We start from the raw sequence: 18,775 nt of genomic DNA, 5'->3' as shown, positions 1-18,775 counted from the left end.
TGGACACCGGATACACAGTTGGACTCAGCACACAGGCTTTCGCCTGTTGACTCTCAACCTATGCAGGATCAGTCACAGCAGGCAGATCGCAAGTATCCGATCCTCGACTCATGTTGACCCGGACAACAACACCTTTGGTAGAAACGAATTCGCCTTCTATATCGACGGTGTAGTCCACTCGGCCATAAGCATTACGTGTCGCCAGCAAAGGGGCATACTGAACGTACATATCAAAGCCGTCAGTGGCCTGCGCTAAAGTGGGAGTAAATTTCACGTCGAATTCAGACCCAGCAATAAGGTCCGACGGAACAGCATTAGCGTTTGGATAACCGCCATAGATCAGTGTAATTTCCCTATCTGCCAGTCGCGTATCTCCCGGAATACGAACGACCCCCACTACTTCGTTATTAGGCAACACCAATCTTCTCAACGAACTGCATATGAATCCGACTCTGTCATCTGCATTCATATGCCTGAATCCAGCCGCTATCAAAATGGTCGGAGTCGTCCGAACATACGCAGTTTGCTGAGGTGAAACCGCTTCATTAAAGTTCAGACCATGTGTCACTAGGACCTGAAGCTGCGCAGTATCGTCGTCTCCAACATTGTCAAGAAATGCCCATGTAAGATTGAAAGGTATAGGTTGTAACGGGTCTTCGCTGCCATCATCGGGATGTTTCCAGATCCCGCCCGGAGGGGGTACTTCACGACCATTAAAAAGAAACTGTGCCGTATCGCCAACTTTGAAAAGAGGATGAAACGGCAAAAATCCTTTTACAGGACCACCGTCTTGTTTATCGGCGGCCGTCAGCCTATTTTTCACACTGCTTTTTGGGCCCTGAATCCATGGCTGTAACAAAGTTTCATCCGGTGGATTGGGTTTAAGAGGATCAAACGGTGCAGCCGGCTTCCTGACGTCGAGCCAGACTCTCCTGGTAATCCAGTCCTTGGGAAAGAATACGTTTCCGCGTTTGATCTTGTACCCCAACTCTACTTGTCTTCGTCCATGACCTTGCGCAAGAAGAGCCTGGCTATTGAGGTCATGCACAGAAGGGAACCCAATCATAGATTGTTCTGGCTGCTCTACCCCATCGATGGATACAACCAGTTTATCCAACGAAGTGTTTATGTTCGGATACGATTTTTCAAGGCCCGCACCAACGCCGTCAATAAATTGTTGTACCTCAAGAGCATCGCTATCGGCATCTACTATTTGAGGGACGTATAGCGAGTCCGCAACAACTGGTCGAGCATCTTTGAACACCCATACGTTCGTCAGTTCCGACGGTACAGCCGGTACCCCCGGATAACTTTCCCCTTCGACCCAAACAATGTACGCCCCGTCATAACTGTCGACGTGCGCAGCAGTCAAATTGAACACTATTGGAGTATCTTTATTACTTGCATCAACCCTGACAGACCCGACTTCTCGCCTGACTTGCCTACTGGGCCCAATAAAGCATTTAAGCAAATCACCCAGCCTTTTTCCTGTGTAATTCTGGTACGTCAACGGGACAGTCGCGCCCCCTGTAAAATTTTCCGGGCCTATACCATAATCTTGCACGGACTGCGACAACTCTACCGTTTTATCAAGCGTTGGCGGAGCTTTATCGACCATATAGTCCAATGAGTTCACAGTCGCAGGGTTGCCGCCAAAATCCAGGGTATAGCTGATTTTGCGTAGTCCGTCTTTATCTTTATCTATCAGATGAAGCGTCATTGGAATAGGAGGCGGTGGATCGAGAGGCGTTACCTCTTCGTATTTGTACGTAAGAGCATCCTCGGTTCCATCTACTGACATTCGAATAGTGACGAGGGTCGGCACTGGATCAGCGTGATCTGCGAATTCCGGAACAAGAAAATCGAGCGACTTATTGAAATAAGCATAAGGAAGATACCGTGGGCCATCGACTATCAAGGGCGGTAATAACGGATTAGCGGCGCCTGGCACAGGGGCATTCAAATCAACAAGTTTCAGACTGGATCGAAACGCCCGATATTGCGCCCTGTCCCTGCCATTAAAAGGAAAACTTTCTTTTTTGGACATTTTAATACTCCTGTGATGTTGAGCTTTATTGCCCTGACGTTCAGTTATCGCAATGCCAGGCAAAGAGCACCGACACTGATCACTCGCCTTACACTGATGAGTGCTTCACTCATCTCGATGTCTTGATTTAAAGGCAGCCACGCAAGACTGACTACTGTCAGAAATCACAGGTTTTGCTACCACTGGTCGGACACTTTCATAAACTGCGCCCAACAAAAAACCCGCCATCCCTTACGCAGGGATGGCGGGTTTTGTTGTTTAAGGTTTCAGGTCACACGGTATCCACCTTCAACGAGTGGTCATTCAACATGCCGTTGATGATGGTCGCCGTATCTGCCCCGCCGGCAATCACCCCGCCCGCCCCCGGCGACACGCCGTAATGGCTGGCCAGGTCCACACCAGCCAGGTCGATGGTCTGGTTCGGCGCGGCGCCGGCCATGCCGCTGACGTCGATGCTGGTGACCAGTGAATCGCCGCTGCCGGTGACTTTGAAATGCAGGTAGTCATCCAGTGACGCTGCGGTGCCGTTCTCGCCTTGCAGCAGTTGCGACAGGTCGAGTTTGTCGGTGCCCGGGGTGAAGTCGGTGACCACGTCGTGACCGCTGTTATCTTTGAGCCACTGGAAGGTGTCCGCGCCGGCACCACCGGTGAGGGTGTTGTTGCCGAGCCCGCCGATGAGCAAGTCGTCGCCGCCGCCCCCGTTGAGCACATCGTTGCCGAGGCCGCCGGTGATGATGTTGTTGTGGTTGTCGCCGGTGAGTGTGTCGTCGAAGTTGGAACCGGTGAGGTTTTCAATCGCGGTCAGGGTGTCGGTGCCCGCGCCCAGTGTGTTTTGCGCGCCGAGAAGGCTCAGGTCGACCTTGACCCCGGCAGTGGCGTGGAGGTAGCTCGCGGTGTCGAGGCCGGTGCCGCCGTCGAGCAGGTCGTTGCCCGCGCCGCTGTAGAGCAAGTCATTGCCGGCGTCGCCGTGCAGTTCGTTGTTGCCAGCACCGGCGGTGAGCACATCATTGCCGTCGCCGGCGTTGATCACGTTGTCGCCGGTGCCCGCCACCAGCACGTCATCGCCCGCCGTACCGGCGAGCGTGTGACCGTCCTGGTAGGTGATGGTCACGCCGGCGCTGTCGCTGCCGCCGTGGTGGTCGTTGACGGTGTAGGTGCCGTGGTAGTCCGGGGTGGTGTTGTGGGCGCCGGAGTAGTCGACAGTCAGAGTCAGCTGGTAGTTTTCCGCGCCCTTGCCGCTGTGGCCCGGCCCGTCGTTGTCGATGTTGGTGATGTGGATCTGGTAGGTGCCGTCCGTTGCGGCGGTGATGGTCTGGCCATCGCCGATGGCAATGAACGCACCACCGTTGACCGAGTACTCCATGGCGACGTGACCGGCCGCCAGATTGTGGTCGAGGTTAAGGGTTTCACCCTGTTTGAGGGTGACGGTGATGCGGTCCTCGTCGTTGAGGGTGTTGTGTTTGACTTCGCCCAACGCGCCGCTGACCACCAGCACCGCGGTCATGGCGGCGGTGTTGGCGACGAAGGCACTGCGGGCGATGCTGACGGACTGCGCATTGCCGCCGGTGAAGCTGTAGTTCTGGTGGCTGCCGGTGAAGTCCGCACCTTTGGCGATCCAGCCGGTGTTGAACGTCGTCGGTGATGCGGTGAGTGAATCGCCCTTCGAATCGGTCTCGTTGGCCAGCAACGCTTCGCCCGGCACCGCGACGCTGCCCGACAGCACGTTGGTGATGACGGTTACGTCATTATCGCTGGACGCTTTGATGCAACTGTTGTTGACGTCGATGGTGAGGGTCGTGGTGCTTTCGTCGCCGTCGTTATCACGCAGGGTGTAAGTGAACACGTCGGTCGCGCCCGGGCCGTTCACGGAGTTCGGATAGCTGTGGTACTCGGCGTTGCCCTGGGCGTCCAGGGTCAGGTAGCCGTAAGTGCCGTTGATCTGGGTGTTGAGCCCGCCGTTCACCGGCGTCGAAGTGTCCGAGCCGGCGCGCACGCCGACCACGCCACCGCCGAGCAAGGGGCCATCGGCGCCGGCGACATCGTTCCACAGCACGTTGCCGCTGACGACGCCGCCTTCGGTCACTGAAGTGGCGTCAGGGTTGGCGTTCGGCGTGTCATCGACGATGTTGACGTCGAGTTGCCCGGTCGCGGTGCTGCCGTTGACATCCTTGGCCACCACGTCGAAATGCTCGGAAATGCTGTTGGCGCCGCCGGCGTTCGGGTGGTCGCTGTCGTAGTTGAGGGTGTAGCTGTAAGTCACCACGCCGGTGGCCGGGTTGAAACCAGTGACGGTGAACAGCGCACCGGTGTTGGTCTCGGCCGATTGCGGGAAGCCCGCGGCGACGCCAGCGGTGACGATGGCGATACCCCCGACGGTCAGGGTTTGCAGGCCATCCGGCGCATTGACGGTGAAGGTGCCGGTTTGAGTCAGGGCGGGGTTATCGGGATCGGTGCCGTAGGTGAGGTTTTTTTCGTAGACGGTCAGTTCGCCGCCACAGGCGTCGAGGCCGTTGAGGGTGACCGGGGTGATGCAACCGTTGTTGACGTCGATGGTGAGGGTCGTGGTGCTTTCATCACCGTCGTTATCACGCAGGGTGTAAGTGAACACGTCGGTCGCGCCCGGGCCGTTCACGGAGTTCGGATAGCTGTGGTACTCGGCGTTGCCCTGGGCGTCCAGGGTCAGGTAGCCGTAAGTGCCGTTGATCTGGGTGTTGAGCCCGCCGTTCACCGGCGTCGAAGTGTCCGAGCCGGCGCGCACGCCGACCACGCCACCGCCGAGCAAGGGGCCATCGGCGCCGGCGACATCGTTCCACAGCACGTTGCCGCTGACGACGCCGCCTTCGGTCACTGAAGTGGCGTCAGGGTTGGCGTTCGGCGTGTCATCGACGATGTTGACGTCGAGTTGCCCGGTCGCGGTGCTGCCGTTGACATCCTTGGCCACCACGTCGAAATGCTCGGAAATGCTGTTGGCGCCGCCGGCGTTCGGGTGGTCGCTGTCGTAGTTGAGGGTGTAGCTGTAAGTCACCACGCCGGTGGCCGGGTTGAAACCAGTGACGGTGAACAGCGCACCGGTGTTGGTCTCGGCCGATTGCGGGAAGCCCGCGGCGACGCCAGCGGTGACGATGGCGATACCCCCGACGGTCAGGGTTTGCAGGCCATCCGGCGCATTGACGGTGAAGGTGCCGGTTTGAGTCAGGGCGGGGTTATCGGGATCGGTGCCGTAGGTGAGGTTTTTTTCGTAGACGGTCAGTTCGCCGCCACAGGCGTCGAGGCCGTTGAGGGTGACCGGGGTGATGCAACCGTTGTTGACGTCGATGGTGAGGGTCGTGGTGCTTTCATCACCGTCGTTGTCACGCAAGGTGTAGGTGAACACATCGGTCGCGCCCGGACCGTTCACGGAGTTCGGATAGCTGTGGTACTCGGCGTTGCCCTGGGCGTCCAGGGTCAGGTAGCCGTAAGTGCCGTTGATCTGGGTGTTGAGCCCGCCGTTCACCGGGGTCGAAGTGTCCGAACCGGCGCGCACGCCGACCACGCCACCGCCGAGCAAGGGGCCATCGGCGCCGGCGACATCGTTCCACAACACGTTGCCGCTGACGACGCCGCCTTCGGTTACCGAGGTCGCGTCTGGGTTGGCGTCCGGCGTGTCATCGACGATGTTGACGTTGATCTGGCCGGTCGCGGTGCTGCCGTCCGTATCGGTGGCAACAACGTCAAAGTGCTCGGAGATGCTGTTGGCACCGCCAGCGTTCGGGTGATCGCTGTCGTAATTCAGGGTGTAGCTGTAAGTCACCACGCCAGTGGCCGGGTTGTAACCGGTGACGGTGAACAGCGCACCGGTGTTGGTCTCGGCCGATTGCGGGAAGCCCGCGGCGACGCCAGCGGTGACGATGGCGATACCCCCGACGGTCAGGGTTTGCAGGCCATCCGGCGCATTGACGGTGAAGGTGCCGGTTTGAGTCAGGGCGGGGTTATCGGGATCGGTGCCGTAGGTGAGGTTTTTTTCGTAGACGGTCAGTTCGCCGCCACAGGCGTCGAGGCCGTTGAGGGTGACCGGGGTGATGCAACCGTTGTTGACGTCGATGGTGAGGGTCGTGGTGCTTTCATCACCGTCGTTATCACGCAGGGTGTAAGTGAACACGTCGGTCGCGCCCGGGCCGTTCACGGAGTTCGGATAGCTGTGGTACTCGGCGTTGCCCTGGGCGTCCAGGGTCAGGTAGCCGTAAGTGCCGTTGATCTGGGTGTTGAGCCCGCCGTTCACCGGGGTCGAAGTGTCCGAACCGGCGCGCACGCCCACCACGCCACCGCCGAGCAGGGGGCCATCGGCGCCGGCGACATCGTTCCACAGCACGTTGCCGCTGACGACACCGCCTTCGGTTACCGAGGTCGCGTCAGGGTTGGCGTCCGGCGTGTCATCGACGATGTTGACGTTGATCTGGCCGGTCGCGGTGCTGCCGTCCGTATCGGTGGCAACAACGTCAAAGTTCTCGGAGATGCTGTTGGCACCGCCAGCATTCGGGTGGTCGCTGTCGTAATTCAGGGTGTAGCTGTAGCTCACCACGCCAGTGGCCGGGTTGTAACCGGTGACGGTGAACAGCGCACCGGTGTTGGTCTCCGCCGATTGCGGGAAGCCCGCGGCGACACCTGCGGTGACGATGGCGATACCCCCGACGGTCAGGGTTTGCAGGCCATCCGGCGCATTGACGGTGAAGGTGCCGGTTTGAGTCAGGGCGGGGTTATCGGGATCGGTGCCGTAGGTGAGGTTTTTTTCGTAGACGGTCAGTTCGCCGCCCGCCACGTCGAGGCCGTTGAGGGTGACCGGGTTGTTGATACAGCTGTTGTTGACGTCGATGGTGAGGGTCGTGGTGCTTTCATCACCGTCGTTGTCACGCAAGGTGTAGGTGAACACATCGGTCGCGCCCGGACCGTTCACGGAGTTCGGATAGCTGTGGTACTCGGCGTTGCCTTGGGCGTCCAGGGTCAGGTAGCCGTAAGTGCCGTTGATCTGGGTGTTGAGCCCGCCGTTCACCGGGGTCGAAGTGTCCGAACCGGCGCGCACGCCGACCACGCCACCGCCGAGCAAGGGGCCATCGGCGCCGGCGACATCGTTCCACAGCACGTTGCCGCTGACGACACCGCCTTCGGTTACCGAGGTCGCGTCAGGGTTGGCGTCCGGCGTGTCATCGACGATGTTGACGTTGATCTGGCCGGTCGCGGTGCTGCCGTCCGTATCGGTGGCAACAACGTCAAAGTTCTCGGAGATGCTGTTGGCACCGCCAGCGTTCGGGTGATCGCTGTCGTAATTCAGGGTGTAGCTGTAGCTCACCACGCCAGTGGCCGGGTTGTAACCGGTGATGGTGAACAGCGCACCGGTGTTGGTCTCGGCCGATTGCGGGAAGCCCGCGGCGACACCTGCGGTGACGATGGCGATACCCCCGACGGTCAGGGTTTGCAGGCCATCCGGCGCATTGACGGTGAAGGTGCCGGTCTGGGTCAGGGCCGGGGCATCCGGGTCAGTGCCGTAGGTGAGGTTTTTCTCGTAGACGGTCAGTTCGCCGCCCGCCACGTCGAGGCCGTTGAGGGTGACGGGATGGTCTGGCGTTTCAGGATCATTCGGAACATCCGGGGCATCGGCACCAATCGGCGCTGCAGCCGCGTTACCGCCGTTATCCGGATCACCGGCCAGACGTTCCAAGGGAAATTCAGGAATACCGTTGAAGCCGGCGGTAGGGAAACCGACAGTCGGATCGACCCGCCCGGCCACTTCTTCCAGCAATACAAAACTGTGACCACCGCCCGCGGCACCACCAGGTGCGCCCTGTTCACCCGGCCCCGCGGCCGTGGCTTCCGCTGTCTGGGTCGGGTCATCACCCGCCGCGATGGCTTTTTGCACTCGTTCGACGTCGGACAGTTGCGCCTGCGTCGGCGTCGCCGCTTCGGCTGTTTCCACATGGGGCACCTGATGCGCGAGCAGCTGCGAATTCATTTGCAGGCTGCTGCCACGCCCGAGGGTCAGTTCCTGGCCATTTTGCAGATGCACCGCCACCGCGCCTTCGGCACCGGTGACCAGTTGATCGCCGGCGTACAGCCTGTCCCCCTCGATCAAGGCACGTCGGGTGCCGTCGCTCGCTTGCGCGAACACCTGACCAATGACCTTAGTGACGATACCGATGAGCGTTGCCATGTGCATTTCCTCCGCTGCCAACCGCTGTCGGCATCCTGTTGATTGCGAAGAACGTGCTCATGCCGTGAGCGGGTGACCGGCGGAACGTCTACCGGGCGGCGGCTTGCCTGAACAAGCCGCTGCCCTGGCGACTTCTCGCCAAGCGTGTCGCCCATGGGCGAAGTGTCTCGATTCGGCATAAAACCCAATGCAATCAATTACATCGGAATGCTGTTGCGAAACAACCTTACCTACGGGCAATGCGTAACGGTTTTGAACCAACGAGTGACAAAAAACCGTCACCCAAAAAACCGTAGCGCATCCCTCCCCTCCAGCACTTCTTCGCCCCACATCGATAAGTGGATTGAACTTTTCCCAGCCCTCAAGAAGCTCCCTAAGGCTCGTAAATCAAGGGCTTTCGGATTGAACAATGTGCTGGATTTTTCAGAGCGCATAAGTTTTTTTTGACATAACAGTTATGAGAAAAACTTCTAAGGTTCTTTTGAGAATGTTCTTAGCTCTGATGTTACAAGTATGAAACGGTTTCACCCATAAATGCCGTCAAATATTTGGCGACTGATAAGCACCATTGGGACTTCAGGGAGATGTATACATGCGCCGATTGACCCCCGTTTGCAGTGCGATTCTATTGGCCATGGCCTGCACTTCTCAGGCTCAAGCCATGTCGTTGACCGAGGCGATCCAGAGCACCATCGCCACCCACCCGGAACTCGCCTCACGTGTAGACAGCCGCCTGTCGGCGGATGAGGACGTGAAAGTCGCCAAGGGCGGTTTTTATCCCTCTGTTGACCTGAATGCCGGCTACGGGCGCGGGTACAGCGACAACACCAACACCCGCGCCTTCGGCAATCACCACACCGAGATTCTGAACTACACCCAATCGGAACTGCGCTTGCGGCAGATGCTCTTCGATGGTTTCAACACATCCAACGAAGTCGAGCGCACCAAAGGCGTGGTCAACTCCCGGGCCTATTACGCTCAGGGCACCGCGCAGGACCTGGCCCTGCGCACCATCGAGGTCTATCTCGAAGTGCTCAAGCGCCGCGAACTGGTGACCCTGGCCAAGAACAACCTGCAGGCGCACCTGCGGGTCAACGACCAGATCGGCCTGCGCACCCAGCGCGGTATCGGCAGCAACGCCGACTCCGATCAATCCGTGGCTCGCCGGGCACTCGCGGAGAACAACCTCGATACTGCCGAAGTCGATCTGGCCGATGCCGAAGCGAATTTCTATGCCGTGACAGGGCGCATGCCCGATGAACTGGAAACACTGCCGTCGATCAAGGGCGAATTGCCGGCCACGATCCAGGATGCCCAACAGAGCATGGTCGACAACAACCCGTACCTGAAATCGGCCCAGGCGGATGTGCAATCGGCCGAGAGCCAGTACGAAGTCGCCAAGTCGCCGTTCTACCCACGCTTCGACGCTGAAGCCGCGGTGGGGGCAAACAACAACATCGCCGGCGAAGAAGGCCACGACAACGAATGGCGCGTCGGCGTCGTGATGAACTACAACCTGTTCCGTGGCGGCAGCGACAAGGCAAGGCTGGCTTCCGACGCACACAAGATCAATCAGGCCATGGACATCCGCAACAACGCCCTGCGCCAGCTCAACGAGAACATCCACCTGGCGTGGAACGCCATGCTCAACGCCCGGAAACAAACCCCGACCGCCCGCGAATACGCGGAAACCACCACCCGCGTTCGTGCGGCCTACCAGGACCAGTTCGGCCTCGGCCAACGGACCCTGCTGGACGTGCTCGACAGCGAAAACGAGCTGTACAACGCCAATCGCCGCTACACCGAAGTGCGCTACACCGAGGAGTACTCGATGTACCGCGTGCTGGCGAACATGGGCCAGTTGCTGAGCAAACAACGGGTGGTGCTGCCAGCCGATGCGATCGCCCGGACCGAAGTGAAGAACGAAGCCCGTCTGCCTGAATTGCGGTAGTGCAATGGAGCGATCAATGTGACCAGCATGGAACCCGGCAACACCGGTGTCGATCCGCGGCTGAGCTTCGATGACCCGCTTCTGGACGGTCTGCTGATCCTCTGCAAACTTCATGGCGCGACGGTCAGTCGTGCCAGCCTGAGTGCCGGGCTGCCAATGGCACACCAACGCTTGAGCCTGGACCTGCTGCCACGCGCAGCGGCCCGGGCCAGTTTGCAGGCGCGGCTGTTGCGCCGTGACCTGGAAGACATTTCCGCGCTCAACCTGCCTGTGATGCTGATCCTCAACAACGGCCGCACCGCCATCCTGCGTCGCTTCGGCGATGACGGCCGCTTGCTGATTCTGCCGAGCGAAGCCGACGGTGGCGAGCAGTGGGTCAGCCGTGAAGAACTGGCCGAAAACTACAGCGGCCAGGCCTTGTTCGCCCGGCCACGGCATGAACTCGAAGACTTGCGTTCGCCGCTGGTGCCACGGGTGGAGGCGTGGTTCCGCGACACCTTGAAGCTGTCGAAATGGCTGTACAGCGATGCAATCCTCGCGAGTTTCCTGATCAACCTGCTGGGGCTGATGGTGCCGCTGTTCGTGATGCAGACTTACGACCGGGTGGTACCGAACCAGGCGACTTCAACCTTGTGGGTGCTGTCCATCGGTTTGCTGATCGGCACCGGTTTCGAGCTGGCGCTGCGGGTGGTTCGCGCACACTTGCTGGACACCGCCGGGAAGAAAACCGACGTGATCCTGTCCGCAACGCTGTTCGAACGCATCACTGGCATGTCGATGAAAGCGCGCCCGGCGACCATCGGCGGTTTTGCCCAAAGCATCCATGACTTCCAGGGCCTGCGCGAATTCCTCACCGCCGTCACGCTGACCAGCCTGATCGACCTGCCATTCGCCGTACTGATGCTGGTGGTGATCGGCCTGCTCGGTGGCTGGCTGGTGGTCATTCCGTTGCTGGCATTCCCGATCACCATTCTGTTCGCCATGGTGATTCAGGTGCGCCTGCGCGACACCGTGCAAAAAAGCCTGGCACTCGGCGCCGAACGCCAGGCCCTGCTGATCGAAACCCTCGGCGGCCTGGAAACCCTCAAGGCCTGCAGCGCCGAAAGCGAGCGCCAGCACAAATGGGAAAGCACCCACGGCGCCCTCACCCGCCTCGACAGTCATGCGCGCAACCTCTCGGCGCTGGCCACCAACGGTACGCTGTTCATCCAGCAGTTCTCCGGCATGGCGACCATCGTCGCCGGGGTCTACAGCATCATCGCCGGCAACCTCAGCGTCGGCGCACTGGTGGCGACCTACATGCTGGGCAGTCGCGTGCTCGCACCGCTGGGGCAGATCGCCGGGCTGATCACCCGCTATCAGCAAGCGCAACTGACCATGAAAAGCACCGATGCGCTGATGTCGCTTCCGCAAGAACGCGACGCGAAACAGCGGCCGCTGGAACGCACGCAACTGCAAGGCGCACTCGACGTCAGCGGCGTGACCTTTCACTACAACGGCCAGAACGCGCCAGCGCTGGCCAACATCAGTTTCAGCCTGAAACCCGGTGAACGGGTCGGCATCATCGGGCGCAGCGGCTCGGGCAAAAGCACCTTGGGGCGTCTGATCATGGGTTTCTACGAACCGGAGGAAGGCCAGTTGCTGCTCGATGGCCTGGACCTGCGGCAACTGGACGTCGCCGACCTTCGCCAACAGATTGGTTACGTGGCCCACGACCTGCCGCTGCTGGCCGGCAGCCTGCGCGACAACCTGACCCTCGGCGCGCGTTACATCAGCGACTCGCGGATGCTGGAAGTGGCCGAACTGACCGGCGTGACCGAACTCGCGCGGCAACATCCACAAGGCTTTGACCGGCCTGTCGGCGAACGCGGGCAATTGCTCTCCGGCGGTCAGCGTCAGGCGGTGTTGCTGGCACGCGCCTTGTTGCTCGACCCGCCAATCATGCTGCTCGACGAACCTACCAGCGCCATGGACAACAGCAGCGAAGATGTCCTTCGGCAAAAACTTCACGGTTGGGTCCAGGGCAAAACCCTGCTGCTGGTGACCCACCGCACCTCGATGCTCAGCCTGGTGGACCGGCTGGTGGTACTGGACAACGGGCGGATCGTCGCCGACGGTCCGAAAGAAGCGGTCATCGATGCACTGCGCAAGGGCCGTGTCGGCTCTGCGGCCGTCTAGGAGTCCGCTTATGGCATCTTCACAGGGTTCACGCGGCTACTTCGACAGCTTCAGCAAAAGTGCCGAAAGCGAGTTCATGCCGGAAACCGCCGGCGCCTCGTTGCAGGATTCCCCGCGCTGGTCGCGGATCACCGTATGGCTCGCCGCCGCGCTGATCATCAGCGCCGTGGTCTGGGCCAGGTTCGCGGTGTTGCAGGAAGTCACCATGGGTGAAGGCAAGGCCATTCCGTCGAGCAAGGTGCAGGTGATCCAGAACCTGGAAGGCGGCATCGTCACCGAGATCTTTGTGCGCGAAGGACAAATGGTGAACAAGGGCGACACGCTGCTGCGCCTGGATGACACACGGTTTCTGTCGAACAAGGGTGAAAGCGAGGCCGATCGTTACGCGTTGACCGCGCAGGTCGAACGCCTGTCCGCCGAGGCCGAGGGGCGGCCGTTCAAGTTGTCGCCGGAGGTGATCGCCAAGGCCCCGCAAGTGGCCGAGGACGAGCGCTCGCTGTACGAACAACGGCAACGTCGCCTGGCCAGCGAACAGCGCACGCTGACCGAACAACTGCGGCAGAAAACCCAGGAACTGGCGGAGTTTCGCTCGAAACAGAGTCAATTCAGTTCCAGCCTGGCGCTGCTGCAACAAGAGATGAACATGTCCGCGCCGCTGGTGGGTACCGGGGCGGTTTCGCCCGTGGAAATCCTGCGGCTCAAACGCAGCGCGGTGGAGATTCGCGGCTCACTGAATGCCACGACGCTGGCGATTCCCCGTGCGGAATCGGCGATCAACGAGATCAAAAGCAAGATCGACGAATCGGAACAATCCTTCCGTTCGGACGCGGCGAAAGAGCTCAATGAGAAACGTACCGATCTGTCGAAAATCACCGCGTCGAGCATTGCCATTGATGACCGAGTGAGCCGCACGACGGTGGTGTCGCCGGTGCACGGGATTATCAAGGTGCTGAAGGTCAACACCATCGGCGGCGTGGTCCAGCCGGGCAGCGACATGGTGGAAATCGTGCCCATCGAGGAAAACCTGCTGATCGAGGCCAAGGTGCGCCCGCAGGACGTGGCGTTCCTGCATCCGGGGCAGAAAGCGATGGTCAAGTTCAGTGCGTACGACTACACGATTTACGGTGGGTTGAGCGCGAAGCTGGAGTTGATTGGTGCGGACACAATTACGGATGACAAGGGCAACAGCTTTTATCTGATTCAGGTGCGCACCGATAAAAATCACTTGGGTGGGGATGTGAAACCGCTGCTGATCATTCCGGGGATGGTGGCCACTGTGGACATCATCACCGGTGAGAAAAGTGTGCTGGATTACCTGCTGAAACCGGTGCTTAAAGCCCGGACCGAGGCGATGCGGGAGCGATAGATCCGGCCGGAATCTTCATTGGCTGTGCAATGGCTATCGCTGGCAGGCCAGCTCCCACAGGGAACTTGTGAACGCCACAGATCCAGTGTGGGAACTAGCCTGCTAGCGATGGGGCCGGTACAGACACGACTTATCTGTCGCCATGATTACGCTGGAAGATTTCCTCCCCCATCGCCGCAATCTGTCCCTCGATCAGCGCCTCGAACGGTTTCAACAACGGCTCGAAACTGACAGGCGCTTCCAGCACCTGCAACGCCTGAACAATCGCCTCCACCGTCGACAGCGCCCCTGGTCCCGGCGCCTTGCGCAAGCGATACCGCGACACGCCGCCCTCCACCAGAGTCACTCGGGGCAACGCCGCCAACAGCGGATTGAGGTGCAGCATTTTACGCGCCTTGCGCCAAGTGCCGTCCGGTACGACCAGCAACAGCGGCTGATCGTTTGCCGCGTACGCCTGCAGCGGTTGAGCCTCCTCGCCAGGAAACAACAGCCGCGCCTGATAGCCCGGCTGATTCAACAGTGCCGGCAAATCGTCGAACACCTCACCCACCATCAACTCGGCATTCTTCAACCCCAATGCCGCCAACCGCGCGGTGTTCAGCGCATGGTTCACTTCGCTCGGATGTTGCAGCAACAACACCCGAGTGCGGCTGTCGAGGCTCGGGATCAGAGGGCACAGGCAATGGGTTTGCGGACGCAGGCAGCGGGCACACTGGATTCTGGACATGGTTTCAAACCTGATTGAGCTGTGCTTTGAGCAAATCGCGGAAGGTCTGGATCAACGGTTCGCGACTGCGCCCCCGGCGCACGATCATCGAGAACGGCGCCTGGTAGCCGAAGGTCGCCGGCAGCAACACGCGCAAGTCCCCCTTGTCTGCCCAGGCCTGGGCGTAATGCTCCGGCAGATAACCGATGTAGGCGCCGGACAGCACCAGGATCAGTTGCGCCTCCATGCTTTCCACGGTCGCGGCGCTGTGTTTGAAGCCATGGCGCGCCAGTTCGGCCTGGCTCCAGTAACCGCGCCCCACCATGCGTTGCTGGGTGATGACTTGCTCGGGGATGCGTCGCTCGGTGAACAGCGGATGGCGGCTGCTGCAGTACAACCAGTGTTGTTCACGGTACAGCGGCATATAGACCAGCCCGCTCATGCGCGTGGAAAACGCGCCGATGGCGAGGTCGAGACGGTTGTCCTGCACGCCGAGTTGCAGTTCGTACGGGCTCATCACCGAAAGGTGCAAATGCACCGCCGGGTGTTCCTGACTGTAGGCGCCGATGGCCTCGGCGAAAGGCAAGGCCTTGTCGCTGACGGTGGAGTCGATGACGCCGAGGTTCAGCGTGCCGCGCAGTTCACCCTTCAGCGCCGCCGCGTATTGCTCGAAACCTTCGAGTTCGCCGAGCAAGCGCAGGGTTTCCTGGTGGAACAATTCGCCTTTGCTGGTCAGGCTGAAACCGCCCCGACCGCGATGGCACAGCACCAGGCCAAGGGCCGCTTCGAGCTGGCTCATGTAGGTGCTGATCGCCGAGGTCGAGAGGTTGAGCTCTTGCTGCGCGTTGGCGAACCCCTGATGACGGACCACGCTGACGAAGATGCGTAACAGTTTCAGGTCGGGTAAAGCGTTGGCCATGGGGGCACTCCAAACACCAATCGAATTTCAATCCTGTGGCGAGGGGATTTATCCCCGTTCGGCTGCGCAGCAGTCGTAAACCCAGTGTATGCGGTGTATCTGAAGCTCCGGTTTGCAGGGTTTGGGGCGGCTTCGCCACCCAACGGGGATAAATCCCCTCGCCACAGGAGTGCGGCACATGGCCGCAAGTCTATCGTCGTGCCAACCATTAGTTTAGAAAAATCTGAACTAAGTATTTGCCCGTAGCGATTCTTCCCGACCACTGCATTTCGCAGAATCGGTCCCTAGCGGTGCCCGAACCTCCCCGGTTCTGCGCAACCGACATAAATAAAACAACGACGATGAGGCCTTACCCGTGGACAAGATTCTTCACCAACCACTGGGCGGCAACGAAATGCCGCGCTTCGGCGGCATCGCCACCATGCTCCGACTCCCCCATGTACCGACCGCTGCCGGTCTGGACGCTGCCTTCGTAGGCGTGCCGCTGGACATCGGTACTTCCCTGCGTCCCGGCACCCGTTTCGGACCGCGTGACATCCGCGCCGAATCCGTGATGATCCGCCCGTACAACATGGCGACCGGCGCAGCGCCGTTCGATTCACTGTCGGTTGCCGACATCGGCGACGTGGCCATCAACACCTTCAACCTACTGGATGCCGTTCGGATCATCGAAGAGTCCTACCACAAAATCCTCGAACACGATGTGATCCCCCTGACTCTGGGCGGCGACCACACGATCACCCTGCCGATCCTGCGTGCCATCCACAAGAAGCATGGCAAGGTCGGCCTGGTGCACATCGACGCCCACGCCGATGTGAACGATCACATGTTTGGCGAGAAGATCGCCCATGGCACCACCTTCCGTCGCGCCGTCGAAGAAGGTCTTCTGGACCCGGACCGCGTCGTGCAAATCGGTCTGCGTGCGCAGGGCTACACCGCTGACGACTTCAACTGGAGCCGTAACCAGGGTTTCCGTGTGGTTCAGGCCGAAGAGTGCTGGCACAAATCCCTGGCACCATTGATGGCCGAAGTGCGCGAGAAAGTCGGCGGCGGTCCGGTGTACCTGAGTTTCGACATTGATGGCATCGACCCGGCCTGGGCACCGGGGACCGGCACCCCGGAAATCGGTGGTCTGACGACCATTCAGGCGATCGAGATCGTTCGAGGCTGCCAAGGCCTCGACCTGGTCGGTTGCGATCTGGTAGAAGTCTCGCCCGCTTATGACACCACCGGCAACACCTCGCTGCTGGCCGCCAACCTGCTGTACGAAATGCTCTGCGTACTGCCTGGCGTGGTCCACCGCTGAGGATCGGTCATGAACGAACGTGATCAGGTTTTGAAGGCCGCCGCCGATCTGGTGTCCGCCTTTGCCCGTAACGATCGCGAAGCCTACTTCGGCGCGTTCAGCGCCGATGCCAGCTTCGTCTTCTACACCCTCGAGCAGCCGCTGCTGTCGCGCGATGCCTATCAGGCGTTGTGGGACACCTGGCGTTCGGAGGATGGCTTCGAGGTGCTGTCGTGCACCTCGAGCAACGCCTTCGTCAGCCTGCAGGGTGACGTGGCGATTTTCATCCATGACGTGGCCACCGAGCTGCGCATGCAAGGGGAGCAACACTTCAGCCAGGAGCGCGAGACGATTGTTTTCAAGAAACAAGCGTCTGGCCAAGAACAACAAGGCCCATGGCTGGCCTGCCACGAACATTTGTCCGCGATGCCGGAAGGGCTGCCAATCCCTTAGCCAAACAGGTGACGCTCACACACGATGAGCGCGCCTTTATGATCGGAGCAGATCATGAATAACAACAACAACGACCAAAGCCTTACGCATATTGAAACCTACGGGGTCGAACAGATCCCGGACAACGAACGCACCGCAGGCCCGACGGACTTGTTCCGGATGATCTTCGGCGGTTCCAACACCTTTGCCACCGCCGTGCTCGGCAGTTTCCCGGTGCTGTTCGGCCTGTCCTTTCAGGCGGGCGTCTGCGCGATTGTGCTGGGCGTGTTGCTGGGTTCGCTGATCCTCGCGCCCATGGGCCTGTTCGGCCCGATCAACGGCACCAACAATGCCGTGTCTTCCGGTGCACACTTCGGCGTGCACGGGCGGATCGTCGGGTCGTTTCTGTCGCTGCTGACCGCCATCGCCTTCTTCTCGCTCTCGGTGTGGAGTTCGGGTGATGCGCTGATCGGTGGTGCCAAACGCCTGATCGGCCTGCCGGAAACCGACCTGACCCTGGGCCTGGCCTACGGTCTGTTCGCGATCCTGGTGCTGACGGTGTGCATCTACGGTTTCCGCTTCCTGTTGTGGGTCAACAAGATCGCGGTATGGAGCGCCAGCCTGTTGTTCCTGTTGGGGCTCTTCGCGTTCGCCGGTCCTTTCGATGTGAATTACGCCGGCACCGTGAGCATGGGTCAACCGGGCTTCTGGGCCGCCTTTATCGGCGCCGCGCTGGTGGCGATGAGCAACCCGATTTCCTTCGGCGCGTTCCTCGGTGACTGGTCGCGCTACATCCCGCGTGACACCTCCAAGCGCCGGATCATGGCTGCCGTGGTGATCTCGCAGATCGCAACGTTCATCCCCTTCCTGTTCGGCCTCGCCACCGCGACCATCGTCGCGATCAAGGCGCCGGACTACATCGCGGCGAACAACTACGTCGGTGGCCTGCTGGCCGTCTCGCCGAGCTGGTTCTTCCTGCCGGTGTGCCTGATCGCGGTGATCGGCGGCATGTCCACGGGCACCACCTCGCTGTATGGCACCGGGCTGGACATGTCCAGCGTGTTCCCGCGGGTGCTGTCGCGAGTCAAGGCCACCCTGTTGATCGGTGTGATGTCGATTGCCTTCATCTTCATCGGACGCTTTGCGGCGAACCTGGTGCAGAGCGTGTCGACCTTCGCCGTGCTGATCATCACCTGCACCACCCCATGGATGGTGATCATGATCATCGGTCTGCTGGTGCGTCGCGGCTTCTATTGCCCGGATGACCTGCAAGTGTTCACCCGCGGCGAGAAAGGCGGTCGTTACTGGTTCACCCATGGCTGGAACTGGCGTGGGCTGGGTGCCTGGATCCCGAGTGCCTTGGTCGGTCTGTGCTTTGTGAACCTGCCAGGGCAGTTCGTAGGTGTACTCGGCAACCTGGCGGGTGGCATCGACATCAGCCTGCCGGTGACCCTTGGCCTGGCCTCGGTGGTGTACCTGGCGCTGCTGAGCCTGTTCCCGGAACCGGCTGCGGTGTTCGGGCCGAATGATCCACGCAGCAAGGGCACGGATTCGCTCGGTAAACCGGCGTTGCGACAAGCCGCCTGATTCGACACAAACGGTGATCAACGGAACCTCTGTGGCGAGGGAGCAAGCTCCCTCGCCACAAAAAGCGGCCTGATTGCCACATTGATTTTCGCCTCACCATAAAAAAGACAATCGGAGACACGC

Annotated in this window: 10 protein-coding genes; 6 read left to right on the top strand and 4 right to left on the bottom strand. The window is 60.3% G+C overall.

Annotated elements, in window-relative coordinates; genetic code table 11:
• Positions 1-58: 58 nt before the first annotated feature.
• The gene (locus ACM1ZW_RS16645) at positions 59-2,047 is read right to left on the bottom strand and encodes a hypothetical protein (RefSeq protein ID WP_414878482.1); all 1,989 of its coding nucleotides are present in this window, start codon (positions 2,045-2,047) and stop codon (positions 59-61) included.
• Positions 2,048-2,318: 271 nt separating this feature from the next.
• Positions 2,319-8,228, bottom strand: coding sequence for a retention module-containing protein (locus tag ACM1ZW_RS16640; RefSeq protein ID WP_416738915.1), 5,910 nt, complete (start codon positions 8,226-8,228; stop codon positions 2,319-2,321).
• Positions 8,229-8,820: 592 nt separating this feature from the next.
• On the opposite strand from ACM1ZW_RS16640, the gene ACM1ZW_RS16635 reads away from it, so the two are divergent.
• Genes ACM1ZW_RS16635 through ACM1ZW_RS16625 form a run of 3 tightly spaced genes read left to right on the top strand, consistent with a single transcriptional unit; the run spans position 8,821 to position 13,723 of the window.
• Positions 8,821-10,179 carry a TolC family outer membrane protein gene (locus ACM1ZW_RS16635; RefSeq protein ID WP_017337112.1) on the top strand — a complete coding sequence of 453 codons (1,359 nt, stop codon included), beginning with the start codon at positions 8,821-8,823 and terminating at the stop codon, positions 10,177-10,179.
• 18 nt (positions 10,180-10,197) lie between these two features.
• A complete protein-coding gene (locus ACM1ZW_RS16630) occupies positions 10,198-12,357 on the top strand; it encodes a type I secretion system permease/ATPase (RefSeq protein WP_017337111.1) in 2,160 nt (719 codons plus the stop codon).
• 10 nt (positions 12,358-12,367) lie between these two features.
• The gene (locus ACM1ZW_RS16625) at positions 12,368-13,723 is read left to right on the top strand and encodes an HlyD family type I secretion periplasmic adaptor subunit (protein ID WP_017337110.1); all 1,356 of its coding nucleotides are present in this window, start codon (positions 12,368-12,370) and stop codon (positions 13,721-13,723) included.
• 130 nt (positions 13,724-13,853) lie between these two features.
• Here the strand turns inward: ACM1ZW_RS16625 and ACM1ZW_RS16620 are convergent, their stop codons facing one another.
• The gene (locus ACM1ZW_RS16620; protein ID WP_416738914.1) at positions 13,854-14,450 is read right to left on the bottom strand and encodes a tRNA-uridine aminocarboxypropyltransferase; all 597 of its coding nucleotides are present in this window, start codon (positions 14,448-14,450) and stop codon (positions 13,854-13,856) included.
• Positions 14,451-14,454: 4 nt separating this feature from the next.
• On the bottom strand, positions 14,455-15,348 hold the full coding sequence (locus ACM1ZW_RS16615) for a LysR family transcriptional regulator (protein WP_017337108.1): 894 nt from the start codon (positions 15,346-15,348) through the stop codon (positions 14,455-14,457).
• A gap of 355 nt (positions 15,349-15,703) precedes the next feature.
• Between ACM1ZW_RS16615 and speB the strand changes: the two genes are divergently transcribed.
• Genes speB through ACM1ZW_RS16600 form a run of 3 tightly spaced genes read left to right on the top strand, consistent with a single transcriptional unit; the run spans position 15,704 to position 18,652 of the window.
• Complete coding sequence (gene speB / locus ACM1ZW_RS16610) at positions 15,704-16,654, top strand: agmatinase (RefSeq protein WP_017337107.1); 951 nt, start codon at positions 15,704-15,706, stop codon at positions 16,652-16,654.
• A 9-nt stretch (positions 16,655-16,663) separates the two neighbouring features.
• A complete protein-coding gene (locus ACM1ZW_RS16605) occupies positions 16,664-17,086 on the top strand; it encodes a YybH family protein (protein ID WP_414879631.1) in 423 nt (140 codons plus the stop codon).
• A gap of 54 nt (positions 17,087-17,140) precedes the next feature.
• Complete coding sequence (locus tag ACM1ZW_RS16600; RefSeq protein WP_416738913.1) at positions 17,141-18,652, top strand: purine-cytosine permease family protein; 1,512 nt, start codon at positions 17,141-17,143, stop codon at positions 18,650-18,652.
• The last annotated feature ends 123 nt before the right edge of the window (positions 18,653-18,775 follow it).

Source organism: Pseudomonas sp. NFX71 (genome assembly GCF_048079215.1).
Taxonomy (GTDB): domain Bacteria; phylum Pseudomonadota; class Gammaproteobacteria; order Pseudomonadales; family Pseudomonadaceae; genus Aquipseudomonas; species Aquipseudomonas fluorescens_B.
The sequence above is the reverse complement of the archived record's forward strand: the minus strand, read 5'-3'. Positions and strand labels throughout refer to the sequence as shown.

Bases quoted from the DNA above. Each gene is read 5' to 3' on its own strand.
- ACM1ZW_RS16645 (WP_414878482.1), bottom strand. From the start codon at position 2,047: ATGTCCAAAAAAGAAAGTTTTCCTTTTAATGGCAGGGACAGGGCGCAA.
- ACM1ZW_RS16640 (WP_416738915.1), bottom strand. From the start codon at position 8,228: ATGGCAACGCTCATCGGTATCGTCACTAAGGTCATTGGTCAGGTGTTC.
- ACM1ZW_RS16635 (WP_017337112.1), top strand. From the start codon at position 8,821: ATGCGCCGATTGACCCCCGTTTGCAGTGCGATTCTATTGGCCATGGCC.
- ACM1ZW_RS16625 (WP_017337110.1), top strand. From the start codon at position 12,368: ATGGCATCTTCACAGGGTTCACGCGGCTACTTCGACAGCTTCAGCAAA.
- ACM1ZW_RS16620 (WP_416738914.1), bottom strand. From the start codon at position 14,450: ATGTCCAGAATCCAGTGTGCCCGCTGCCTGCGTCCGCAAACCCATTGC.
- ACM1ZW_RS16615 (WP_017337108.1), bottom strand. From the start codon at position 15,348: ATGGCCAACGCTTTACCCGACCTGAAACTGTTACGCATCTTCGTCAGC.
- ACM1ZW_RS16605 (WP_414879631.1), top strand. From the start codon at position 16,664: ATGAACGAACGTGATCAGGTTTTGAAGGCCGCCGCCGATCTGGTGTCC.
- ACM1ZW_RS16600 (WP_416738913.1), top strand. From the start codon at position 17,141: ATGAATAACAACAACAACGACCAAAGCCTTACGCATATTGAAACCTAC.